Raw genomic sequence first — 22,160 nt, 5'->3', positions numbered from 1 at the left:
GGCGCACGCCTCTTACAAAAAGGGCGCGGAGACCGAAGCCGCCGCGCCCTTCATGCTCTGTGCGAATGCGAGGATCAGCCTTCGGCCGTCTCTTCGCCTTCGTCGGCCGATGCTTCGGCGCCTTCTTCAAGCATGTCGGCGGGGATTTCGCCGGGCTCGAGAGTCGGGTCGATGCGGTTGGCTTCGGCCTGCTCTTCGATCTCGCGCTGCTCTTCTTCGAACATCTGCGCCATCACGTCGATGCCCTGGCTCTGCAGTTCGGCTTCGTCGTCCGAGCGGGCGACGTTGGCCTTGATCGAGACCGAGACTTCGGGGTGAAGGTCGATGCGGACTTCGTGCATGCCGATCGTCTTGATCGGGTCACCCATGATGACCTGCTTCTTGTCGATGTCGTGGCCCTTCTCGTTGAGAGCGGCAGCGACGTCGCGAACGTTGACCGAGCCGTAGAGCTGGCCAGTGTTCGACGAAGCGCGGATCAGGATGATTTCCTCGCCTGCGACCTTTTCACCGGCCTTTTCGGCTTCGGTGCGGCGTTCGGCGTTTTCCTTCTCCAGGCGCTCGCGGTTCGCTTCGAAGACCTTCTTGTTGGCTTCGTTGGCGCGCAGGGCCTTCTTCTGCGGGAGCAGGAAGTTGCGGGCGTAGCCGTCCTTCACGGTGACGACGTCACCGATCGAGCCGAGCTTTTCGATCCTCTGAAGGAGAATGATATCCATGAGTCTTCCCCTTACTTCACGATGTACGGCAGCAGGCCGATGTGGCGCGCGCGCTTGATGGCCTTGGCCAGTTCACGCTGCTTCTTCGCGCTGACGGCGGTGATACGGCTGGGGACGATCTTGCCACGCTCGGACATGAAGCCCTGGAGGAGGCGGACGTCCTTGTAGTCGATCGCGGGGGCGTTCTTGCCCGAGAACGGGCAGGACTTGCGGCGGCGGAAAAACGGACGGGCCATCAGTTACGCTCCTCGCGGTCGCGGCGCTTCTTGGCATCGCGTTCGTTCTTGCGCATCATCACGGACGGACCTTCTTCGTGCTCTTCGACACGGATGGTCATGTAGCGGATGACGTCTTCGTTGATACGGGTCTGGCGCTCGAGCTCTTCCACGACGGCACCGGGGCCTTCGATGTTGAGCATCACGAAATGCGCCTTGCGGTTACGGTCGATCTTGTAGGCGAGGTTCTTGAGGCCCCAGGTCTCCGTCTTGGTGACCTTGCCTTCGTTCTTCTCGACGATCTCGGTAGCGGTGGCGGCGAGCTGGTCCACCTGAGCCTGGCTCAGGTCTTGTCGCGCCAGGAAAACATGCTCGTAAAGAGCCATGCCCTTGTCCTTTCACATATGGGCCGATCGCTGGCTGATCCGCGGGATTGCGGGGCCCCTCCGGCTTTCTTCGAATCCCTGCGCCGAAGCGAGGGATGCGCGCACATAGCCTAGAATGCGGGGAATGCAAGTCTTGGCAGGGCGGAACAGGGCGGGCAGGGGCGCATTGGGTGTGAAACGAAGGAGAGATGCCGGTGCCCAGTGGACTTGTAGCCCTGCTTGACGACGTATCGATTATCGCCCGCAGTGCTGCGGCCTCCGTCGACGATATCACGCTGGCTGCCTCGCGTGCCGGTTCGAAGACCGCGGGCGTTGTCATCGACGATGCTGCGGTAACCCCAAGCTACGTCACCGGGCTGAGCCCCGCGCGCGAGCTGCCGATCATCTGGAACATCACCAAGGGCAGCCTCAAGAACAAACTCATCATCCTGCTACCCGGAGCGCTGCTGCTGAGCTGGCTGCTGCCGAGCGCGATCATCTTCATCCTCATGCTGGGCGGGGCCTACCTCTCCTACGAGGGCGCCGAGAAGGTGATGGAGAAGCTCGGCGGTGAGAAGCACGGCAAGACGGTCGAGGACGAGATCGACGATCCGGTTGCGTTCGAAAAGCAGCGCGTGGCGGGCGCGATCCGGACCGACCTCATTCTCTCGGCCGAGATCATGGCGATCACGCTCAACGAAGTGGCGTCGGAAGACATTGTCGTGCGGGCAGGCGTGCTTGCCATCGTGGGCATTGCCGTGACCCTGGTCGTCTATGGCTCGGTCGCCCTCATCGTGAAGCTCGACGATATCGGACTGCACCTGCGCGAGAAAGCGTCCACGCTGGCGCAGGCGCTCGGCAATTTCCTAGTCAAATCGGTGCCTTACCTGCTGACTTTCCTGTCCTTCGTCGGCACGATTGCCATGCTGTGGGTCGGCGGCGGGATCATCTTGCACGGGACGCACGAGCTGGGCTTTGATGTCCTCTACGACCTTGCTCACGGCGCCGAATACGCGGTGAAGGCGGCGACCGGCGCGCTGTCGGGCTTCCTGGGCTGGCTGACCTACGCGGCCGTCTCTGCGCTGGTCGGCCTTGCCCTTGGATTTATCCTGGCGATCGTCATCCACAAGGGGCTGAAGATCGGGAACACCCACGGCCATGGCTGATTTGCCGGTCCTCTACACCTGTGCCGGGTCGCGCGGCCTGCGTGCGACCTGGGCGGCCGAGGAGGCGGGCACCGAGATCGACCTGCGACTGCTGCCGTTCCCGCCGCGCTACCAGGCGCCGGAGTACCTGGAGATCAATCCGCTCGGCACCGTGCCGATGCTGGTCGAAGGTGCGGTCAGCATGACCGAAAGCTGCGCAATCGCGCACTATCTGGCGACCAAGGGCAGGGACCCTTCGCTTGTCGTTGCGCCCAATGAGGCGGATTACGCTGCCTATCTCGATTTCACCTACCACGCGGATGCGACGATCACCTTCCCGCAGACGGTCTTCATGCGCTTTGCCCTGTTTGAAAAGGACAAGGGCTGGGCGGAAGCCGGCGAAGCCTATGCCAAGTGGTTCTGGAAGCGCCTGGTGAAGCTGGAACAGCGCCTCGAGGGGCGAGAATTCCTCTGCGCGGATCGCTTTACCGTGGCCGACATCTGCTGCGGCTACGCGTTGATCCTGGCGGGCAAGGTGGGCCTTAATGAGGGCGTGCCGGACACGCTGAAGGCTTACCGCGAGCGTCTGACCCAGCGCGAAGGCTACCGCAAGGCTACCGAGCGCGAGGCGCAGGGCCCCGCAGCGATCTAGGACAGACGGGCCAGCAGGTCCCGCGCAAAGCCGCTCAGCGTGTCATCACGCGCGCCCATGATCACGATCCGGTCGCCGGGCTGGGCAACGTTGACCAGGCGATCGCCCACCGACTTGCGGCTCGGGATGTATTCGGCATGCACGCCGGCGTCCTCGATTAACCGGACAATCCGCTCGCTGCCCTCGCTGCGATCGACGGTGCCGCCGTAGTAGACCGGATCGCACAAGATCACGCGGTCGCCTTCGGTGAGTTCGTCGGCAAAGGTCTGCGCAAGCTCGTCGCCCATCTGGCGAAGCGGGCCGTACCCATGGGGCTGGAAGAAGGCGAGGACACGGCCCGGATGCGCCTTGAGCGTGCGCAGGGTCGCGGCGCATTTCTCCGGGTTGTGTCCGAAATCGTCGATCACCGTAATGGCTGAGACGCTGGTGCCGACAACGTCGAACCGCCTCGCAAGACCTGCGAAGCCCGCCAGCGCTGCGACGGCCTTGTCGACCGGAATGCCCGCGGCCGCCGCGCCCGCAATGGCAGCGAGCGCATTTGAGAGATTGTGTCGGCCCGGAAGGTTGAGCGTCAGCGAATGCTCGCTGCCATCGTGGCGGTCGACGATCATCGCCGCCTGCCGCATCGGGCCTTCCGCAATCGAGCCCGGGACGACACCGATCTGCGCCTTGTCCTGCTCTATCCCGAAGGTGATCACCTCCTTGGCGTTGGGCAGCAGGGCCAGCGCTTCGGCATCGTCGGCGTTGATTACCGAGATGCGGCTGCGCGCGAGGTAGTCGCCGAACAGCTGGCGCAGCTCTTCCATGCTCTTGTGATCGAGGCTGACGTTGAGGAGGATGCCGACCGCCGGGCGGTAGAGCGCGATCGAGCCGTCGCTTTCGTCGACCTCGCTCACATAGAGGCTCTGCCCGCCCACGACCGCACTGGCGTAGGGCCGCTCGGGCGAGACGAAGTTCTTCATCACAGCGCCGTTCATGATGGTCGGCTCGCGGCCGCAGGCGTGGAGGATCCAGCCAAGCATCCCGGTGACCGTCGATTTGCCGCTGGTGCCGGCCACGGCGAGCCCAGCGCCGCTGGTGTTGAACAGGATGGAGTTCAGCTCCGCGCGGCTCAGGCGCAGGCAACCCAGTTCCTTGGCCCGCTGCACTTCGGGCACCGTGTCTTCCACTGCCGCGCTGGCGACGAGGATCTGGTCTGACGAGACCATCCCGCTGCCGTCCTGCGGATGGAGCGTATAGCCCTGCCGTTCGAGCGCGCCGAATTTCTCCGGCGTGCGGCCCTGGTCGTTGCTGCGGTCCGATCCTTCGATCTTGCAGCCGCGCCCCTTCAGGATCTGCGCCAGCGGCAGCATTCCCGATCCGCCGATGCCGCAAAAGAAGAAGGGGCGGGCGAACAATTCGTCTGGAGTGGGCATATCGCTCATGCCGGTGCAGCTATTGAGTTGTGCCGCGCGATACAAGCGCGCTAGCACGCGCATATGGTGAGAATTGCGATCTGTGCCCCCGGAAAACCGCTGAAACGCGAACGGGCGGATGCTGTCGAGGCGCTGGTGGCGGGGCGCAAGGACGTCTCGCTCGCCTTTCATGAACAGTGTTTTGCCGAGGAAGGCCATTTCGCCGGAAGCGACGCGGTGCGGCTCGCCGCGCTGCTCGATTGCGCGAATGACCCTTCGGTCGATGCCGTCTGGTTTGCCATGGGAGGCTACGGATCGAACCGGATCGCAGCGGCCGCAATCGCGCAGATGAACGGGGCCGCGCGGCAAAAGTCCTATCTCGGATATTCGGACACCGGCTTCCTCTTGGGGGCGCTCTACCGCAACGGTATTGGCCGGGTGGCCCACGGCCCGCTCGCCGGCGACATAAGGCGCGAAGGCGGGGCAGGGACGATCGAACGGGCGCTGGGCTGGCTGACCGGGAGCGACGAGGGGCTGGAACCGCATCTCGACGAACGGCCCGCCGCTGCCTTCAACCTCACCACGCTCGCCATGCTGGTGGGGACGGACCTTGCGCCGGACCTTTCAGGCCATGTGGTCATGGTCGAGGAGGTCGCCGAACATCTCTACGCCGTCGACCGGCTGTTCTTTCACGTGACCCAGCACCTTCCGGAGATCGCCGGCTTGCGCCTTGGGCGGATCAGCGAGGTGCCGGAAAACGATCGCCCCTTCGGCAGCGACGAGGTGGCCATCGCGCAGGACTGGTGCCGGCGCAGCGGCATTCCTTACCTCGGGCGCGCCGATATCGGACACGACGCTGCCAACAGGATTGTCCCCTTCGGACTTGAGGCGCGCCGCCCACGCGCCTAGGCGCGCGTCCCAGAGGAGTATTTATGACTGCATTCATCTTTCCCGGTCAGGGCAGCCAAAAGGTCGGCATGGGCGTCGAGCTCGCCGAAGCCAGCGCGCATGCGCGCGAGGTTTTCCAGGAAGTCGACGAGGCGCTGAAGCAGAACCTCTCGGCCCTCATGAAGGATGGCCCGGAAAGCGAGCTCACGATGACCGCCAACGCCCAGCCGGCGATCATGGCCAATTCGGTCGCGACCGCGCGCGTGCTGGAAAAGGAATTCGGGATCGCGCTCGCCGATGCCGCCGATTGCGTCGCGGGCCATTCGCTCGGCGAGTACAGCGCATTGTGTGCCGCAGGGGCCTTCTCGCTCAGCGACACCGCAAGGCTGCTGCGCCTGCGCGGTATTGCCATGCAGGACGCCGTGCCGATTGGCGTCGGTGCCATGGCTGCCCTGCTGGGCGCCGATATCGAGAAAGCCACCGCGCTTGCCGAGGCGGCCGCGGAAGGCGAGGTGTGCGAAGTCGCCAACGACAACGATCCCACGCAGGTGGTCATTTCCGGCCATGCCGCGGCGATCGATCGCGCGATTGGGCTGGCAAAGGAACACGGCATCAAGCGCGGCATCAAGCTGCCCGTGTCGGCACCCTTCCATTGTTCGCTGATGGAGCCGGCGGCGCTCCGCATGAAGGACGCGCTGGCGGAAACGCCGCCGCAGGCCTTCACCGTACCGCTCTTCGCCAATGTCACCGCCGCGCGCGTCACCGATCCGGCAGAAGAGCAGCGCCTGCTCGTCGAACAGGTCACCGGCCGCGTGCGCTGGCGCGAAAGCGTGCTGGCCATGCACGAGGCGGGCGTGGAGCGCTTCGTCGAACTGGGCGGCAAGGTGGTCGGCCCGATGGTCGGCCGGATCGCCAAGGACGCTGCGACGGTTAGCCTCGTGACCATGGAAGACCTCGAGAATTTCGCCAAGGAGAACGCGTGATGTTCAACCTCGAAGGAAAGACCGCTCTCGTCACCGGCGCCAGCGGCGGTATCGGTTCGTCGATCGCCTATGCGCTGGCCAAGCAGGGCGCACGGATCGCGCTGTCGGGCTCGAATGCGGCCAAGCTGCGCGCGTTTCGTGAACAGCTGAACGACGAATTCGGCCACGACCATGTCGAGATCACCTGCGACCTGTCCAACCCGACGCAGGTCGAGGAACTGATCCCGGCGACCGTCGACACGCTCGGCAGCATGAACATCCTCGTCAACAACGCCGGCATCACGCGCGACAACCTCGCCATGCGGATGAAGGACGAGGAATGGGACGATGTGATCCGCATCAATCTGGAAGCCAGCTTCCGCCTGATGCGCGCAAGCGCCCGCCCTATGATGAAGGCCAAGGGCGGCCGGATCATCTCGATCACCAGCGTTGTCGGTCACACCGGCAATCCCGGGCAGATGAACTATGTCGCGGCCAAGGCAGGCCTTACCGGCATGAGCAAGAGCCTCGCGCAGGAGCTCGCAAGCCGCAACATCACCGTAAACTGCGTAGCGCCGGGCTTCATCCGCACCGCGATGACCGACGCGCTGACCGATGACCAGAAGGCCGCCATCAACGGGCGGATCCCGATGGGACGCATGGGTGAGGGCGACGAAATCGGCGCCGCTGTCACTTATCTTGCGAGCGATGAAGCCGCCTATGTCACGGGTCAGACGCTGCATGTGAACGGCGGCATGGCGATGATGGGGTGAGAATTGGGGAAAACCTCCTAGTTTTCCCCAAGAGATAAGTGGGGCCGGCGCTCCAGTCTTGCCCCCGATGCAACCCCCGCTAGGGTAACTATCCGTATTCCGGCGCTGGTGGGGCGATTCCGGCCTGCCAGGCGCCCAAAAGGGACGAAAGTAGGACCATGAAGGCCACCATCGAACGCGCGACGCTGCTGCGTTGTCTCAGCCACGTCCAGTCGGTCGTAGAGCGCCGCAACACCATTCCCATACTCTCGAACGTGCTGATCGAGGCCGAGGGCGACAATTCGCTCAAGGTGATGGCGACCGACCTCGATTTGCAGGTCGTCGAGCATATGGATGCGAGCGTCGACTCGGCCGGGTCGATCACCGTCTCGGCCCACCTGCTGTTCGATATTGCGCGCAAGCTTCCCGAAGGTTCGCAGGTCAGCCTCGAGGCAGCTGAAAACCGCATGGCCATCAAGGCCGGCCGTAGCCGCTTCTCGCTGCCGACGCTGCCGCGTGACGACTTCCCGGTGATCGTCGAAGGCGATCTTCCGACCAGCTTCGAACTGCCCGCCAAGACGCTGGCCGAGCTGATCGACCGCACCCGTTTTGCGATCTCGACCGAAGAAACGCGCTACTACCTCAACGGCATCTTCTTCCACGTCTCGGACGACAGCGAACCGGTGCTGAAGGCCGCGGCGACCGATGGCCATCGCCTCGCACGCTTCACGCTGCCGCGTCCCGATGGTGCCGAAGGCATGCCGGACGTGATCGTCCCGCGCAAAGCCGTGGCCGAGCTTCGCAAGCTGCTCGAGGAAGCGATGGACGGCAATGTCCAGATCGACCTGTCGGCCAGCAAGGTGCGCTTCACCCTCGGCGGTGAGGGCGGCGTGGTGCTCACCAGCAAGCTGATCGACGGTACCTTCCCGGACTATTCGCGCGTGATCCCCACGGGCAATGACAAGCTCCTGAAGCTCGACCCGAAGAGTTTCCACGAGGGCGTCGACCGCGTGGCAACGATTGCTACCGAAAAGACCCGCGCGGTGAAGATGGGGCTCGATACCAACAAGGTGACGCTGACCGTCACCTCGCCCGACAACGGATCGGCAAACGAAGAGCTGCCGGCGGAATACTCATCGGACGGTTTCGAGATCGGCTTCAACGCCGCCTACCTCAAGGACATCCTTGGGCAGATCGACGCCGATACGGTGGAAATCCACCTGGCCGATGCCGGCGCGCCGACGCTGATCCGCAAGGACGAGAATTCGCCCGCGCTCTACGTCCTCATGCCGATGCGCGTGTGATCCGGTGACCGCAGAAGCGGTCATCCACGGTACGGTAGTTTCGACCTACACGCGGATCGTCCAGATCGTGTGCGAGGAGGCGGGGTTGCTGCATCGCACCGTCGCGACCCCAGCCCATGCGCCCGGCAATCGGCACCCGTTTGGCAAGGTGCCGGTGGTCGATCTCGACGGTCTCGAACTGTTCGAGAGCGTCAGCGTGGTCCAGTACATCGACAACGCGCACAACGCTGGCGGTTTGCAGCCTGCCGACCCGGCGCGCCGGGCGGTCATGGACCGCTGGATAGCGATCGGAAACAACTACCTCTTCCCGCTCTTCGAACGCGGGCTGGTAATGCCGTGGGTGATGCACCGCGTTTCGGGCTTTCCGCTGGACCGCAAGACCATCGACGATGCGCTGCCGAGCGTGTCGCGCGCGCTGGCGTTCTGCGAGGCGGAGCTGCAACAAAGCGGGGGATGGGACACATCGCAATTCGATCTTGCCGATGTGTTCCTTTACCCCATCCTCAGAAGTGTCGAATTAACGCCGCAAGGCGAAGCCGGTATCGGACAATGTCCGGCGCTGGCCGAATGGCTGGAGGCGCTCCATCAGCGGCCCAGCATCGTGGCCACCCGGTGGCCCGGGGAAAGGGAGACTTGAAATGAATGCGATCACATCACTGCGGGCGGCAGCCGCAACTCTGGCTGCAACCACGCTGGTGGCGGCGCCCGCGAAAGCGGCCGAGCCGACCGAGAACCTCGATTGCATCGTGTTCCTGTCTGTCGCGCTCGGGACCGTGGAGGAAGCGGAACCGCGCATTGGTATCGCCTCCGCGCTTGGGTGGTTTATCGGCCAGTACGAGCAGCAGACGGGCAAGCCGCTCGGCGACGAGCTGGGCGAGCGTGCCCGTTCCATGTCGACGAAGGACCTGGAGGGCATTTCAGGCAAGTGCCTTCCGCGCATGGAGGCCTATGGCAAGCGGCTGAGCACACTGGGTGAGAGGATGACGGACTCCTCCAGCCAATAGGAGGGCTCGTCCGCGACCCTCTCGCCAGTCCAGCGCCATGCCGCTAGCGTGCCCCCACATTTAGGGAGATTCGCGATGCAGCAGGTACATGTCGACAAGCAGGAACTCAGCCAGGCGGCCCTGGTCGATGGCGAAACGGGCCCGCTTGCCGATGGCGCGGTGCGCCTCGCGATCGAAAGCTTCTCGGTGACCGCCAACAACATCACCTATGCGGTGGTGGGCGACGGCTTTGGCTACTGGAATTTCTTCCCTGCGCCGGAGGGCAAGGGCATCGTGCCGATGTGGGGCCACGCGCGTGTGATCGAGAGCAACCACCCGGACTTTTCCGAGGGCGAGCGGGTCTATGGCTACCTACCGATGGGCACCCATCTTGATGTGGTCCCCGGCAATGTCTCTAAGAGCGGCTTTGTCGATACGGCGGCGCATCGCCAGCCGATGAGCCCGATCTACAACCAGTACTCGCGCCTCGCCGCCGATCCGGAACACGATCCGGCCCGCGAAGGCGAGCGCATGATCTTCGGCCCGCTGTTTAAGACAGGTTTCCTGATCGAATACTTCATGCGCGGGGAAAACTGGTTCGGCGCCGGCCAGGTGATCATGACCAGCGCATCGTCCAAGACGGCGATGGGTCTGGCCGCGGTCGCCAAGCAGCGCTCGCCCGAGGTGAAGCGCATTGGCCTTACCTCGGCGGGCAATGTCGACTTCGTGAAAGGCACCGGACTTTATGACGAAGTGGTCGCCTATGACGCGGTCGGTTCGCTCGACGTCGTCCCCACCGTGACGGTCGACTTTGCAGGCAACGCCGGACTCCTTGCCAGCCTGCACAAACACTTCGCGGACGACCTCAAGTATTCCTGCCTTGTTGGCGCGACCCATGTCGAGGAGCGCGGTGCAGGCATGGGCGGCGGAGACGGACTGCCGGGCCCGACGCCGACCCTTTTCTTCGCGCCCGACCACGCGGTCGCGCTGTTCAAGGAGCTTGGCCCGGAAGGGGCGGGCAAGCAATTGGCGGAAAGCTGGCACTACTTCCTCGATGCCGTGGGCGATACGATCACCATTGAGCGGCACCAGGGCATCGACGCAGCGCGGACGACCTATCTCGACATGCTGGCAGGCAAGCTTGACCCGGCAGTGGGTATCGTCGTCGAGCCCTAGGCCGCGCGCCGCGCTGCGGCGTCAGATCTCGACGCAGATCTTGCCGAAGTGCTTGTTCGCTTCCTGATGGCGGAACGCATCGGCGAGGTCTGCCAGCGCGAACGTATCGCTGATTTCGGGAACGATACCGTTGGCTTCGATCGCCGCGATCATGTCCTGCTGCATCGCGCGGCTGCCGACGGTTAGCCCCTGGACGGTCAGGTTCTTGGAGAAGAGAAGGGCGGTCTGGACCGGGCCTGCAAAGCCCGCGAGGACGCCGATCAGCGCCACATGCCCGCCAACACGCGTTGCCAGCATTGACTGGTCCAGCGTTCCCGCACCGCCGATCTCTACGACACAATCGACCCCGCGGCCGCCCGTGATCTCGAGCGCTTTGGGGCCCCAGGCCTGCACCTCCTTGTAGTTGATCAGGTGGTCGGCGCCGAGCGCCTTCACCCGCTCCAGCTTCTCGTCCGAGGAGCTCGTCGCGATCACGGTCGCGCCGGCGGCCTTGGCCATCTGCAGCGCGAAAATCGAAACGCCGCCCGTGCCCTGCACCAGCACAGTGTCGCCGGGCTTCAGCGTATAGTCGACAAACAGCGCCCGCCAGGCGGTCAGACCGGCACAGGTGAGTGTTGCTGCCTGGGCGTGCGAGTAGCCCTTGGGTGCGCGGGTGAACCAGTTCGTAGGAGCGGTAATCGCCTCGCGCGCGTAACCATCGATCCCGTCACCGGGCACGCGGGTGAAAGCGGTCACCGGCGGTGCGCCGTCGATCCAGTCGGGAAAGAAGGTGCTGACCACATGGTCGCCTACAGCGAACTCGGTTACTCCCTCGCCGATTGCCGTGACCTCGCCGGCGCCATCCGACATCGGGATCCGGCCCTCGGCGGTCGGGATCATTCCTTTGACGACAGCATAATCGTGATAGTTGAGCGAACTTGCCTTGAGTGCGACGGAGATCTCGCCGGGGCCGGGTGCCGGCGCGTCCTCGATGTCGGCCAGAGCCAGAGCCTCAAGAGTGGAGGGCGTGGCCCCCGTGCGAATGGCCTTCATCCTTTGTCTCCTTCTTGGATCGCGTAGCGCTTGAAGCCTGCGTTCTGCTTTTCATGCCGCTGTGTCATTTTGGGCTGCGTGTCGGCTTCGGTGGCGACGATGCACCAGCCGCCGCCAGCCGCCAGGGTCTCGTCTATGCCCTGCGCGAGGACCTCGGGGCCTGGTTGGGCGCGCCAATGGTCACCCACCTTGTCGGGGGTCTGGCGCTGGCCGCCGAAGCGCTCGGGGCGGGCCTGCGCCGCGTTCCAGATGTCGGTGTTGAGTATGCCGGGGCACAGGATCGTGACCCCGATCCCGTCCTCGGCTAGTTCGGCCGACAACGCCTCTCCGACCGCGGCCGTCATCTGCTTGGTGGTTGCATAGAGCGTGAAGGGGCCGCTCACCGGCGTAACCGAAGCCGAGCTCGCGGTCACCGCGACATGCGCCGGTTTACCGGCCTCGCGCATGGCAGGCACGAACGCCCGGGCGGTATTCATGGGTCCGTAGACGTTCACGCCCATCAGCCAGTCAATGGTGCGGTCTTTCGCGCCAACCACCGTGTCCGCGCTGCCGACGCCCGCGTTGATCCACAAAAGCGAGGGAACGACCCCCTGCGCGATCAGCTTATCCGCGACCTTCGCCATTTCATCCCGGTCGGAAACGTCGCAGCCGCGCCCGCGGCTGTCCTCACCGCACAGCCGTGCCGTCTGCTCGGCTTCGTAGGCATCGATGTCGAGCGCGCATATGCGCATTCCCTTGGCTGCAAAATGCTGGGCAAGGAAGCGTCCTATGCCGCGCCCGGCTCCGGTGATGACGGCCCATTCGCCCTTGGCGGGCGTGTATGGGCTCATTCAGCAGCCTCCAGCATCTCTACGCGCTGCGGGCCTCGGATGAGGCCGCCCGGTGTCTCGCCGGTCCACTCGCCCTCGCGAAAAGTGACTGTGCCGTTCTTGATCGTGGCGACATAGCCTTCTGCTTTCTGCAGCAGGCGCTTGCCGCCTGCAGGCAGGTCGAACGCGAGCCACGGCTTGCCCAGCTTCAGGCGCTCCATGTCGATGATGTTGAGATCGGCGAGGTAGCCCGGTGCAAGCACGCCGCGATCCTCGAGGCCGTAGAGCCGCGCGGTGTCGCTGCACTGGCGCTTGATCGCGTTCTCGAGCGTGATGGTGCCGCGCGAACGGTCGCGCACCCAGTGCTGCAGCATGAAGGTAGGCGAGGCCGCGTCGCAGATCGTGCCGCAATGCGCGCCGCCGTCGGACAACGAATTGACCGTGTCGTCCGACTGCTGGAGGTCCATCAGGAAATCGAGGTTGCCATCGGCGTAATTGAGGATTGGCAGATAGATGAAGCCCTTGCCATCATCGCTGCACATCAGGTCGTAGGCGTATTCGTCGCCCGTCTTGCCTGCCGCCTTGGCGCGTTCGAGGATGCTTTCCTGAGCGGTCGGCTCGTAGTTGAAGTCGGGGTCCATCTCGAACTGCATGTTCCAGCCGCCGCAGACCACCATGATGAGGCCCATGATGTCCGGGTTCACCTCGGAGAAGTCATGCTCCTCCGCGAGCAGTTTCGCCTTGAACTCGGGATCGAAGAGCTTGGCTTTCTGCTCTTCCCAGGACAGCTCCTCGATTTCCTTCCAGCTCGGCTTCAGGCGGAAGGGATGAACGGTGCCCTGCCACGCCATGACGATGCCGTTCCCGCGCAGGGCGATCTGGGCGACGATGTTGGCGCCATTGTCGTTCTCGGCGCGCATGCTCTCGATCTGCTCTTCGAGCGGCAGTTCCTTCGCGATCGATTGCAGCGCGGCGAAGGTGACGGGAAGGCCGGTCTCGCGGCTCATCTTGCCCATCCAGCCGAATTCGTCCCATTCGCGCATCATGTCGCTGGCCATCTCGAACACGCCGTGGCCAGCGCGGCCCATGGCGCGGCCGATCTCGACCAGCTCTTCGGCCGTTGCAGTGGTGCCGGGAACGACCTCGCCGTCGATATCGCGGTGGAGCACGGTGCGCGAGGTGGAGAAGCCCAGCGCTCCGGCGCGCACGCCTTCTTCGACGATTGTGCTCATCTCGGCGATATCATCCTCGGTGGGGACGGCGCCGGGGCGCTCGCGATCACCCAGCACATAGGCGCGCACCGATCCGTGAGGGACATGCGTGCCGACATCGACCGTGCGCGGCAGTTTCTCCAACGCATCGAGATATTCGGGGAAGGTTTCCCAGTCCCAGCTCATGCCTTCGGCGAGCGCGGTGCCGGGGATGTCCTCGACCCCTTCCATGAGGCCGATCAGCCATTCGTGTTTGTCGGGCTTGGCAGGCGCGAAGCCGACGCCGCAATTGCCCATGACCACGGTGGTCACCCCATGCCAGCTGGAAGGCGCCATTTCCTGGTCCCACGTGGCCTGCCCGTCGTAATGCGTGTGGATGTCAACGAAGCCGGGGGTGACCAGGTGGCCACCCGCGTCGATTTCCTCTGCAGCGTCGCCGCTTACTTCGCCGACCTGGGCGATCAGCCCGTCCTTGATGGCGATGTCGCCGGTGAAGCGGTCCTGGCCGGTCCCATCCACGATGGTGCCGTTACGAATGATCAGGTCGAATGCGGGCATGGTTGTGTGCTCCTCTCTCCGCAGAAGAAGGTTCCACATTGCAACCGATGAGTCCAGCGGTGTTTAGGTAGCGCGTTCCGGCATTCGGACGGTCAGCAGCGCGCCAAGGCCGATAAGGAACAGCAGATTGATCGAGACCATGCCAATGCGCTGGTCGCCCGACCACAGGGTGAACTGCTCGACCAGCAGCGGGCCCATCCACACGGTGATGGTGCCGGCAATCGCGTAGAGCCCGAAGAATTCGCCGCTACGCCCCGGCGGGGCGAGGGTCACGAGCATCGTGCGGCCCGAGGAGATGCTGGCCGTCGCCGCGATCGCGACGACGCTGATCAGGCCGAGATAGGCGAGGTCCGAAAGCGTCTGGAAGACGGGGCCGTCCCACATTTCGCGGTTCTCGACGAGGCCGAGGAACAGGCTTTCCTGCGTTATGCTGAGCTGCACCAGACCGGTCAGGATCATGGCGAGGATTTCGACGATCAGGGCGCGCTTCACCCCGATCTTGCCTTCCAGCCAGCCGCCGAAGATGCCGCCGGCAAAGGCGCAGGCGCTGGCGAAGATCGCGTAGCAAAGCATTTCGAGGAAGTTCCACCCGAGGAACAGGGCGACATAGACCGCGCCAAGTGCGAGCAGGGCGGCCATGCCGTCGGCGTAGAACATGCGCGCGACGAGAAACTTCATCAGCTGCCGGTATTGCGCCGCCGCCTTGATCGTGCGCCACACGCTCGCCGCGCCTTCGCGAAACGCCTTGGTCCAGCTTGCCCCCGGAACGCCGGGGTCGCGGGCATTGAGGAAGAAGGGAATAGAGAACAGGGCAAGCCACACGGCGCAGATCGGCCCCGCCAGACGGGCGTGTTCGAACTTGGTGAGATCGACGCCGAACTGCGGCTCGGCAAAGGGCCAGCTGACGGTTGCCGGGAGCACGAACAGCACGGCTATGGCGAGGAAGATCAGCGTTGCCGCACCGTTGCCGAGGCCGAGCCCGAGGCCGGAAATCATCGCCAGCTTCTTGGGTTCGCCCGAAACGCTCAGCATCGCGTTATGGGTGACTTCCGAATAGGTATAGCTGACATAGGCGATCACAAGCAGCGCCATGATCGCCGGCACCGGCAGGCCTTCGCCGCCGGGCATGGCGAACCACAGCATGGCCGAGCAAATGGTGATCGAGCCGAGGAACAGCGCGAGGATTGGTTTTAGGCGCCCGCCACGATCGAGGGCTGCGCCTAGCAAGGGGGCTGTCAGAGCGGCAATAAACCCGGCCCATTTGGTTACCGAGGCGATGGTCGCCTGGCCCTGCGCGTTGGCGGCAGCCCGCGCCTCATCTTCGGGCAGCCCGTCGAGCTGGCCGCTTGCCAGAAGGTCGGCCCCGATGATGTCGCGCGCGAAATAGGGCGCGAAGATGTAGATGACGATCAGGATGTAATAGGGGTTGCGAGCCCATTCGAAGACCGCCCAAGCAAAGCCGGTCTTGTTCAGTGCGCCGCCGGTACCCGTCGATTGCCTGACAGGCTGGTTGGCGAGCGGATTGCCAGCAAGGGCAGGATCGGTGGCCATCGTCTCTCCCTCCCGATCCCGTTACCGACCGCTCAAGCGGCCCGGTCGAGCTCCGCCTCGGTTGCCGGAGCATCGAGGAAACCGCGCAGCTTCTCGACGCTCTCGTCGGCATGAGTGAGCAGGAACAGGTGTCCGCCGCCTGCGATCACTTCCAGCCGTGCGTTCGGAATCGCGGAAGCGAGGATACGGCCGTTGATCAGCGGCACGATCTGGTCGTCGTCGCCCATCATCACCAGCACTTCCTTGCTCATGAAGGGAAGGGCGGGAAGGCTGGTCCAGCCGAGCATGGCGATCAGCTGGTAGAAATAGCCGCGCGGGGAGGGCGGCTTCAGGCGGCCGATGTGGCTGTCCTTCTGATGCGCCTGCCCATCGGGATCGACCCCGCCATAGAGCGTCTGGAAATGCTCGTTCATGAACTTGGGGTCGATGTAACGGCGCGGGTTGGCCATCTTGGTGAGCGCTGCCGGATTGCCCGGGACCATCAGCATGCCTGCCGTGGTCGCGACCAGCACCAGACGGCGGGTGCGCTTGGGATATTGCAGCGCGAAATGCTGCGCCATCGCGCCGCCCCAGCTTACGCCCATCACATCGACTTCGCCAATGCCGAGCTGGTCGAGCACCAGGCTCGCGCTCCAGCTCATGGTGAAGGGGTTGTAGGGCAGCACCGGGTCGGGGCTCTCGCCCGTGCCGGGCATGTCGAACATGACAAAAGGGCGCTCGGTGAGCATTTCCGCCAGCGGGGCGACTGCCTCGATATTGGCGCCGATGCCGTTGAAAAACAGGATCGGCGGGTGGTCCGAAGGCTCGTCCAGTCGCCAGTGAGCGACGCGCAATGTCCGACCGCCCGCCTCCATCATCTGGATGGTTGCGGTCATCGGTTCGTCTTTGGATGCGGTCACTCAGGTGTCCTTTGTAAGGCTGCTTAGCACGGTTCCATAACGTAGAGACCCGGGGCCGGGTCCAGCGGCGTGTAGTCCTTGTTCCCCAGCTTTGCAGGCGCTTTCTTCTTGCCGCCCGCGCGCGCCTGGACCCATTCCATCCAGTACGGCCACCAGCTCCCGGCGACCTCTTCGGTGCCTTTCAGCCATTCATCCGCCGTATCGGGCAGCTTCTTCTTGCTGTCCTTCTGTATGAAATACTTCGCCTTGGGATTACCCGGCGGGTTGAGGATGGCCTGCATGTGACCCGACTGACTCAGCACGTAGGTCACGTCCTTCGAGCCGAAGAGCTTGGTCGAACGATAGGTCGCTTTCCACGGCGTGATGTGATCGGTCACGCCGCCGAGGATGAAGAGATCGCTCGTCACCTTCGACAGGTCGATCTTGTGGTCGACCATTTCGACTTCGCCCTTCTTGGTAAAGGCGAGCGTCTCGAACACGGTAAGGAAGTCGCCCATCAGCGCCGCCGACAGGTTCGTGGCGTCCGCATTCCAGAACAGCACGTCGAACGCCGGCGGATCCTGACCGAGCAGGTAGTTGTTGATGACGTAGTTCCAGATGAGGTCGTTCGGCCGTAGCCAGGCAAACCCGCGGGCAAGATCATCGCCCTTGATCACGCCTTTCTTGGCGGCGCGGCGCTTCGCAAGTTCGAGGCCGTTCTCGCTGACGAGCGAGCCGGCTTCGATATCGTTCTGCTTGGGATGCAGCACGCAGACCATCAGCGTCAGCGCGCCGAGGAGATCGTCCTCGTCCGAAGCCATCTTGCTCGCCAGCATCGAGGCCGTCTGCCCGCCCGAGCAGCCCGCCGAAACATTGACCTTCTTCGAGCCGGTAATCTTGCTGACCGCCTCCATCGCCTCGCGGCAGGAATTGACATAATCGGCCATGTCCCAATGGCCCTGTTCCTTCGATGGGTTCTTCCAGCTGATGACGAAGGTCTGGATGCCGTTGTCGAGCTGGTATTTCACCACCGACTTCTCCGGCGAGAGGTCGTTGATGTACATCTTGTTGATCTGCGGCGGGATGGTGAGCTGCGGGATCTCGTACACTTCGTCCGTCGTGGGGGCGTAGTGCACCAGCTCCATCATCTCGGTGCGCAGGACGACCGAGCCCTTCGAAGTCGCGATGTTTTCGCCAAGCTTGAACGGCTTCTTGTCGACCTGGCTGACCATGCCCTTGTTGTGGACCATGTCGTCATAGGCGTTCTTGAGGCCCTTGATCAGGCTCAGGCCGCCGCTGGTTATGGCCATTTTCTGCGCGCTGGGATTGCCGACCAACGTGTTGGTCGGAGCGAGGCCGTCGATGATGATGTTGGAAATGAAGCGCGCGCGGTCCTTCTCGAGCTCGTCGAGTTCCAGGTCTTCGAGCCAGTGCGCCGCGCCTTTCTGGACGGCGAGATAATACTGCATTCCGGCGCGCATGAAGGGATTGTACTGCCAGGCCGGATCCTGGAATCGCTTGTCCTTGGGGTGGGGGGCAAGGTCGCTCTTGCCCGTCATGATCTTGATCATGTCTTCGCCCACCGCCTGGCCGTGTTTCATAAGGCGTTGCGGGTCGGAAGCGGTTTCACGCAGCATGACGGCGACAGCGCCGAAAATGTCTTCGCGGGTCAGCCCGACAAGGGGGCCGAGTGCGCTGGTGTGCTGGGCGGCTTCGTCTTCGAGTTTGGCCATCGTCGCTAAGGTCTCCGATAGTGTCCAGTTTCGATCAGGGGCGATCCCGGATGAACGTTCATGCGGCCCTCCCGATCCTATTGCAAGCGCCGCCTTATTTGCCGAGCGCGGCGATCATGGCTTCGACATCCACGAACTTCTCGCGCGGCGCTCCATCGCGTGCGGCGGCAATCTCGGCCTCTTCGATTTTCTGCCAGTCGCGGAAGGTCACAACATTGAGATCGCGTGACTGGGCGAGCGCATCGAAGCCCTCGCGGCCTTCCTTGCGGGCGCCCGCACCGATATCCTGTTCGACGACATCGATGACGTTGTAACCGTCCGGCCGGTTGGTGCCGATCGTCCCGCTGGGCCCGCGCTTGGCCCAGCCTACGCAATAAAGACCAGGCAGGATACGCCCTTCGTCGTTGGCGAAACGTCCTGCGCGCTCATCGAAAGGTACGCCCTCGATCGGCGAGGTCTGGTAGCCGATGCAGCTTATGAGAAGGTCGGCGGGTACGCGGTAGGTTTCCCCTGTGCTGACAGCCCGTCCGGCTTCGACGGTGGTGCGTTCGACTACGACCGCCGAGATGGCGCCATCGGTGCTCTCGATTGCTTTGGGGCTGGCGAAGAAATCGAATTCCAGTGCCACCGGTTTCTCGCCGTGGAGGTGCTCGGGAATGGCGGCGAAGTCGCGCAGCAAGGTGACCGACTTGCGCAGGCCCGGCTCGAGAATGGCGTCGTCATCGACAGGCGGAAGGTCGGCCGCATCGACATGCGGGCTCGCTCTTTCGAGATGCATGAGTTCACCCAGCTCCTTGGGCGTCATCATGATCTGGTGCGGGCCGCGGCGACCCAGGATCGTCACGGTTTCGATCCGGCTGGCGCGCAGGGCATCAAGGGCGTGCGCAACGATATCCGAGCCTTCGAACTCGGCCTGCGTCTTGGAAAGGATACGGGCGACGTCGAGCGCGACATTGCCCATGCCGATGACTACCGCGTGGCGCCCGTCAAGAGCGGGGTCGAGCGCGGCGAATTCGGGGTGGCCATTGTACCAGCCGACGAAAGCGGCGCTTCCGATGACGTTCTTCGCATCGGCACCATCGATCCGCAGCTCCCGGTCTTTAGGTGCGCCGGTTGCGAGAATGACCGCGTCGTAAAGTTCGCGCAGCTCTTCGATGGAAATGTCCGGCCCGACCTCGACATTGCCGACGAAGCGCACCGTGTCCCCGATCGCGGTCTTTTCATAACGGCGAGAGACGGCCTTGATCGATTGGTGATCGGGCGCAACGCCGGTGCGGATCAGGCCGAAGGGTACGGGCAGCTTGTCGAATACATCGATGCGCGCCTCGTCGCCCCATTTCTTCACCGCCGCTTCCGCAGTGTAGTAGCCCGCCGGGCCGGAGCCCACGATCGCGATTTGCCGCATGTCTCTCTCCCACAAGACAAATCACACATGCACGCAGGTCGGCCAAGTGGCAAGTTGCCGGAAGCCCGCTGTCCGCCTTGGTGCACATGGTTATGCGTTTGGAAAGGATTTGTCCCTATTGGAGGGGACAGCCGAAAGGCAAAGGGACGCAACCACTAGGATATTTCACCGGGAGCTCGACTGACATGGCAGGCCTCTTCTCGCGTTCGGCGAGAGCCAGAGATGATGAGGACATAGCGCCTGAAAATGCGCCGCTGTGCCCGATCGCCGCGTCTGATGTCGCCCGCCGCGTCGAACTGCTCGACAGCTTCGAAGCCGCCGGTCTTGGCTGGTTCTGGGCCACCGACGCGCAGGGTCGCCTGATCTACCTCTCCGAAACCGCTGCCGAGAAGCTGGGCTGGACCGACGGCGAGGCTATCGGCAAGCCGCTGGGCGAGCTGTTTACTCCGGAAAAGGACGAGGACCCCGACAAGGCCGAGCGCCCGCTCGCCTTTCTGCTGAGCGCCCGCAACTCAATTAGCCAGCTCAACGTACGCCTCGCCGTCGAAGGCCAGGAAGTGTGGTGGGAGATTGCCGGCAAGCCGCAGTTCGACGAAAAAGAGCGGTTCACCGGCTATCGCGGCAGCGCAAAAGACATCACGGTCAGCCGCGAGAGCCAGAAGGATGCGGAGCGCCTCGCGCAATACGATTCGCTCACCGGTCTCGCCAATCGTCACCGCATGACGAAGCGGCTGACCGCGACGCTCAAGGCCTATCGCAACTCCAAGCGTGCCTGCGCGCTGCTGATGCTCGACCTCGACCGCTTCAAGCAGGTCAACGATACACTCGGCCACCCCGCGGGTGACGAGCTGCTCAAGCAGGTCGCCGCGCGCCTTGGCCGGATTGTCGGCACCAAGGGTGAAATCGGCCGCCTTGGGGGCGACGAATTCCAGGTCATGTTGCCGGATATCGACGACCGCGGCGCCCTTGGCGACCTGAGCCAGCGCCTCATCCAGATGATCTCGCAGCCGTACTCGATCAACGGCGCGCGGGCGATCATCGGGACTTCGGTTGGCATCGCCATTGCCCCTTATGACGGTCTCGACACCGAAGAGCTGGTCAAGGCTGCCGACCTTGCGCTCTATGCCGCGAAGGGTGGCGGGCGCGGCCAGTATCGCTTCTATTCGAGCGACCTCAAGGATGGCGCCAAGCACCGCCGCCAGGTGGAAGAAGACCTGCGCGACGCGCTCGAAAACAACCAGCTGTCGATGCATTACCAGCCGCTGGTCTGCGCCAAGACCCACACGGTGAAGTGCTGCGAGGCGCTCATGCGCTGGGAGCATCCCGAGCGCGGAACGATATCGCCCGCCGTCTTCATTCCGGTGGCCGAGGAAATCGGCATTATCAAGAAGATGGGCGAATGGGCGCTCAACGAAGTTTGCCGCCAGGCCATGGAATGGCCGGTCGAGCTGCGTGTCGCCGTCAATGTCTCGGCGGTGCAATTTGCCCATGACGACTTCCCGCAGGTCGTGAAGAATGCGCTGACGAACAGCGGCCTCTCTCCTGAACGTCTCGAGCTTGAAATTACCGAAAGCGTGTTCCTCGGCGACACGGGACGCGCCCAGCGCATTTTCAAGGAACTCAAGGATCTGAACATCCGCCTGGCGCTGGATGATTTCGGCACCGGCTACAGTTCGCTGAGCTATTTGCGCACCGCGCCGTTCGACAAGATCAAGATCGACCAGAGCTTCGTGCGCGGGGCGACCGAGGACGGCAACAACAACGCCGCTATCCTTAGCGCTATCGTTAGCCTGGCCGGCGCTCTCAACATGGAAACCGTGGCTGAAGGCGTCGAGGCCAAGGATGAGCTCGACCTGGTCACCCAGCGCGGCGCAACGCTCATTCAGGGTTACATTTTCTCCCGTCCGATGCCGAACGAGGATTTCCTCGAACGACTGGCGGACGGGAAGCTCAAGTACGACCCCAAGGGTCCGGCGAAATATCGCGCCGATCGCAAGACCGTCTTCCGCCGCATCGGCCTGATCCACGAGGACAGCCGCTATAAGGTGGTGATGCGCAACCTGTCGAAGACCGGTGCCATGATCGAAGGCCTGCTCGATGTGCCGCTTGGCACGCAGGTCGTTCTCGACCTTGGCGGAGGCCAGCTTGCAGTTGCGACGGTTCGTCGCTCCAAAGGCGCTACGCAGGGGGTCGAGTTCGAGCAGCCGTTGATCAGCGACGGCGCCGACGGGCTGTGCACCCGCCACCGCGTCTCGCCCTACCAGATCGAAGCCGCTGGCCGGCCACTCGCCGCCCTGCCGCACGATCCCTATTCGCTCATCATGGCCGAGCGGATGGGCGCTGCCTCACAGAAGAAGTTTGTCGAGATCGAGGTCGGTTCACCGGCCCCTGGCACAAGCTACTGATCTTTACCGTACGCGTTAGGGCAAAACTA

Annotated in this window: 21 protein-coding genes; 10 read left to right on the top strand and 11 right to left on the bottom strand. The window is 63.7% G+C overall.

Annotated elements, in window-relative coordinates; translation table 11 throughout:
- Positions 1 to 74 precede the first annotated feature (74 nt).
- The 3 genes from rplI to rpsF are packed head-to-tail and all read right to left on the bottom strand — an operon-like array spanning position 75 to position 1,314.
- Positions 75 to 713, bottom strand: coding sequence for a 50S ribosomal protein L9 (rplI, locus tag KUV82_RS09370; protein WP_219954028.1), 639 nt, complete (start codon positions 711 to 713; stop codon positions 75 to 77).
- An 11-nt stretch (positions 714 to 724) separates the two neighbouring features.
- On the bottom strand, positions 725 to 949 hold the full coding sequence (rpsR, locus tag KUV82_RS09365) for a 30S ribosomal protein S18 (protein WP_094062939.1): 225 nt from the start codon (positions 947 to 949) through the stop codon (positions 725 to 727).
- Positions 949 to 1,314: a 30S ribosomal protein S6 gene (gene rpsF, locus KUV82_RS09360; RefSeq protein WP_050601122.1), complete on the bottom strand. Its 366-nt coding sequence runs from the start codon at positions 1,312 to 1,314 to the stop codon at positions 949 to 951. Before rpsF ends, rpsR begins: the two co-directional genes overlap by 1 nt.
- Positions 1,315 to 1,508: 194 nt before the next feature.
- On the opposite strand from rpsF, the gene KUV82_RS09355 reads away from it, so the two are divergent.
- Together KUV82_RS09355 and KUV82_RS09350 are read left to right on the top strand one after the other, a co-directional pair.
- Positions 1,509 to 2,459 (top strand): DUF808 domain-containing protein, encoded by a 951-nt coding sequence (locus KUV82_RS09355; protein WP_219954027.1) that lies wholly within the window; start codon positions 1,509 to 1,511, stop codon positions 2,457 to 2,459.
- Positions 2,452 to 3,090 carry a glutathione S-transferase family protein gene (locus tag KUV82_RS09350; protein WP_219954026.1) on the top strand — a complete coding sequence of 213 codons (639 nt, stop codon included), beginning with the start codon at positions 2,452 to 2,454 and terminating at the stop codon, positions 3,088 to 3,090. The genes KUV82_RS09355 and KUV82_RS09350 overlap by 8 nt, the downstream gene beginning before the upstream one ends.
- Here the strand turns inward: KUV82_RS09350 and KUV82_RS09345 are convergent.
- Positions 3,087 to 4,514: a glutamate ligase domain-containing protein gene (locus KUV82_RS09345; protein ID WP_219954025.1), complete on the bottom strand. Its 1,428-nt coding sequence runs from the start codon at positions 4,512 to 4,514 to the stop codon at positions 3,087 to 3,089. The genes KUV82_RS09350 and KUV82_RS09345 overlap by 4 nt on opposite strands.
- Positions 4,515 to 4,568: 54 nt before the next feature.
- Between KUV82_RS09345 and KUV82_RS09340 the strand changes: the two genes are divergently transcribed.
- The 7 genes from KUV82_RS09340 to KUV82_RS09310 all read left to right on the top strand — a co-directional run bounded on the left by KUV82_RS09340 (position 4,569) and on the right by KUV82_RS09310 (position 10,549).
- On the top strand, positions 4,569 to 5,393 hold the full coding sequence (locus tag KUV82_RS09340) for an LD-carboxypeptidase (protein ID WP_219954024.1): 825 nt from the start codon (positions 4,569 to 4,571) through the stop codon (positions 5,391 to 5,393).
- Positions 5,394 to 5,416: 23 nt separating this feature from the next.
- Positions 5,417 to 6,355 (top strand): ACP S-malonyltransferase, encoded by a 939-nt coding sequence (fabD, locus tag KUV82_RS09335; RefSeq protein ID WP_219954023.1) that lies wholly within the window; start codon positions 5,417 to 5,419, stop codon positions 6,353 to 6,355.
- Complete coding sequence (fabG, locus tag KUV82_RS09330) at positions 6,355 to 7,107, top strand: 3-oxoacyl-[acyl-carrier-protein] reductase (protein WP_219954022.1); 753 nt, start codon at positions 6,355 to 6,357, stop codon at positions 7,105 to 7,107. Before fabD ends, fabG begins: the two co-directional genes overlap by 1 nt.
- A 158-nt stretch (positions 7,108 to 7,265) precedes the next feature.
- Positions 7,266 to 8,390, top strand: coding sequence for a DNA polymerase III subunit beta (gene dnaN / locus KUV82_RS09325; protein WP_219954021.1), 1,125 nt, complete (start codon positions 7,266 to 7,268; stop codon positions 8,388 to 8,390).
- A 4-nt stretch (positions 8,391 to 8,394) separates the two neighbouring features.
- Positions 8,395 to 9,027, top strand: a complete 633-nt coding sequence (locus KUV82_RS09320; RefSeq protein WP_219954020.1) for a glutathione S-transferase family protein — start codon at positions 8,395 to 8,397, stop codon at positions 9,025 to 9,027.
- Position 9,028: 1 nt separating this feature from the next.
- The gene (locus KUV82_RS09315; protein ID WP_219954019.1) at positions 9,029 to 9,394 is read left to right on the top strand and encodes a hypothetical protein; all 366 of its coding nucleotides are present in this window, start codon (positions 9,029 to 9,031) and stop codon (positions 9,392 to 9,394) included.
- A gap of 75 nt (positions 9,395 to 9,469) precedes the next feature.
- Positions 9,470 to 10,549 carry a DUF2855 family protein gene (locus KUV82_RS09310; protein WP_219954018.1) on the top strand — a complete coding sequence of 360 codons (1,080 nt, stop codon included), beginning with the start codon at positions 9,470 to 9,472 and terminating at the stop codon, positions 10,547 to 10,549.
- Positions 10,550 to 10,570: 21 nt separating this feature from the next.
- On the opposite strand, the gene KUV82_RS09305 is transcribed toward KUV82_RS09310, so the two are convergent.
- From KUV82_RS09305 to KUV82_RS09275, 7 genes are all read right to left on the bottom strand, one after another.
- Positions 10,571 to 11,581 carry a zinc-dependent alcohol dehydrogenase family protein gene (locus tag KUV82_RS09305; protein ID WP_219954017.1) on the bottom strand — a complete coding sequence of 337 codons (1,011 nt, stop codon included), beginning with the start codon at positions 11,579 to 11,581 and terminating at the stop codon, positions 10,571 to 10,573.
- Positions 11,578 to 12,411, bottom strand: a complete 834-nt coding sequence (locus KUV82_RS09300) for an SDR family NAD(P)-dependent oxidoreductase (protein WP_219954016.1) — start codon at positions 12,409 to 12,411, stop codon at positions 11,578 to 11,580. The genes KUV82_RS09305 and KUV82_RS09300 overlap by 4 nt, the downstream gene beginning before the upstream one ends.
- Complete coding sequence (locus KUV82_RS09295) at positions 12,408 to 14,159, bottom strand: N-acyl-D-amino-acid deacylase family protein (protein WP_219954015.1); 1,752 nt, start codon at positions 14,157 to 14,159, stop codon at positions 12,408 to 12,410. The genes KUV82_RS09300 and KUV82_RS09295 overlap by 4 nt, the downstream gene beginning before the upstream one ends.
- 63 nt (positions 14,160 to 14,222) lie before the next feature.
- The gene (locus KUV82_RS09290; RefSeq protein WP_219954014.1) at positions 14,223 to 15,710 is read right to left on the bottom strand and encodes an MFS transporter; all 1,488 of its coding nucleotides are present in this window, start codon (positions 15,708 to 15,710) and stop codon (positions 14,223 to 14,225) included.
- A gap of 32 nt (positions 15,711 to 15,742) precedes the next feature.
- Positions 15,743 to 16,567 (bottom strand): alpha/beta fold hydrolase, encoded by an 825-nt coding sequence (locus KUV82_RS09285; RefSeq protein WP_219956278.1) that lies wholly within the window; start codon positions 16,565 to 16,567, stop codon positions 15,743 to 15,745.
- A gap of 65 nt (positions 16,568 to 16,632) precedes the next feature.
- Entirely contained in the window at positions 16,633 to 18,321 is a 1,689-nt protein-coding gene (locus KUV82_RS09280) for a PHA/PHB synthase family protein (protein ID WP_219954013.1), read from the bottom strand.
- Between the two features lie 94 nt (positions 18,322 to 18,415).
- Positions 18,416 to 19,726, bottom strand: a complete 1,311-nt coding sequence (locus KUV82_RS09275; RefSeq protein ID WP_219954012.1) for an FAD-dependent oxidoreductase — start codon at positions 19,724 to 19,726, stop codon at positions 18,416 to 18,418.
- A gap of 185 nt (positions 19,727 to 19,911) precedes the next feature.
- Here KUV82_RS09275 and KUV82_RS09270 point away from each other — a divergent pair, with 185 nt between their 5' ends.
- Positions 19,912 to 22,131 (top strand): EAL domain-containing protein, encoded by a 2,220-nt coding sequence (locus KUV82_RS09270; protein ID WP_219954011.1) that lies wholly within the window; start codon positions 19,912 to 19,914, stop codon positions 22,129 to 22,131.
- Positions 22,132 to 22,160: the final 29 nt, after the last annotated feature.

This window comes from Qipengyuania flava, assembly GCF_019448255.1.
Taxonomy (GTDB): Bacteria; Pseudomonadota; Alphaproteobacteria; order Sphingomonadales; family Sphingomonadaceae; genus Qipengyuania; species Qipengyuania flava_A.
Note: the sequence above shows the minus strand (reverse complement) of the source record. Positions and strands in the feature narration are given on the sequence as shown.

What these genes read in the sequence shown, in the direction of transcription:
- rplI (WP_219954028.1), bottom strand. Translation starts at nt 713, where the DNA reads ATGGATATCATTCTCCTTCAGAGGATCGAAAAGCTCGGCTCGATCGGT.
- rpsR (WP_094062939.1), bottom strand. Translation starts at nt 949, where the DNA reads ATGGCCCGTCCGTTTTTCCGCCGCCGCAAGTCCTGCCCGTTCTCGGGC.
- rpsF (WP_050601122.1), bottom strand. Translation starts at nt 1,314, where the DNA reads ATGGCTCTTTACGAGCATGTTTTCCTGGCGCGACAAGACCTGAGCCAG.
- KUV82_RS09350 (WP_219954026.1), top strand. Translation starts at nt 2,452, where the DNA reads ATGGCTGATTTGCCGGTCCTCTACACCTGTGCCGGGTCGCGCGGCCTG.
- KUV82_RS09345 (WP_219954025.1), bottom strand. Translation starts at nt 4,514, where the DNA reads ATGAGCGATATGCCCACTCCAGACGAATTGTTCGCCCGCCCCTTCTTC.
- KUV82_RS09340 (WP_219954024.1), top strand. Translation starts at nt 4,569, where the DNA reads ATGGTGAGAATTGCGATCTGTGCCCCCGGAAAACCGCTGAAACGCGAA.
- fabD (WP_219954023.1), top strand. Translation starts at nt 5,417, where the DNA reads ATGACTGCATTCATCTTTCCCGGTCAGGGCAGCCAAAAGGTCGGCATG.
- fabG (WP_219954022.1), top strand. Translation starts at nt 6,355, where the DNA reads ATGTTCAACCTCGAAGGAAAGACCGCTCTCGTCACCGGCGCCAGCGGC.
- dnaN (WP_219954021.1), top strand. Translation starts at nt 7,266, where the DNA reads ATGAAGGCCACCATCGAACGCGCGACGCTGCTGCGTTGTCTCAGCCAC.
- KUV82_RS09315 (WP_219954019.1), top strand. Translation starts at nt 9,029, where the DNA reads ATGAATGCGATCACATCACTGCGGGCGGCAGCCGCAACTCTGGCTGCA.
- KUV82_RS09310 (WP_219954018.1), top strand. Translation starts at nt 9,470, where the DNA reads ATGCAGCAGGTACATGTCGACAAGCAGGAACTCAGCCAGGCGGCCCTG.
- KUV82_RS09305 (WP_219954017.1), bottom strand. Translation starts at nt 11,581, where the DNA reads ATGAAGGCCATTCGCACGGGGGCCACGCCCTCCACTCTTGAGGCTCTG.
- KUV82_RS09300 (WP_219954016.1), bottom strand. Translation starts at nt 12,411, where the DNA reads ATGAGCCCATACACGCCCGCCAAGGGCGAATGGGCCGTCATCACCGGA.
- KUV82_RS09295 (WP_219954015.1), bottom strand. Translation starts at nt 14,159, where the DNA reads ATGCCCGCATTCGACCTGATCATTCGTAACGGCACCATCGTGGATGGG.
- KUV82_RS09290 (WP_219954014.1), bottom strand. Translation starts at nt 15,710, where the DNA reads ATGGCCACCGATCCTGCCCTTGCTGGCAATCCGCTCGCCAACCAGCCT.
- KUV82_RS09285 (WP_219956278.1), bottom strand. Translation starts at nt 16,567, where the DNA reads ATGATGGAGGCGGGCGGTCGGACATTGCGCGTCGCTCACTGGCGACTG.
- KUV82_RS09280 (WP_219954013.1), bottom strand. Translation starts at nt 18,321, where the DNA reads ATGGCCAAACTCGAAGACGAAGCCGCCCAGCACACCAGCGCACTCGGC.
- KUV82_RS09275 (WP_219954012.1), bottom strand. Translation starts at nt 19,726, where the DNA reads ATGCGGCAAATCGCGATCGTGGGCTCCGGCCCGGCGGGCTACTACACT.
- KUV82_RS09270 (WP_219954011.1), top strand. Translation starts at nt 19,912, where the DNA reads ATGGCAGGCCTCTTCTCGCGTTCGGCGAGAGCCAGAGATGATGAGGAC.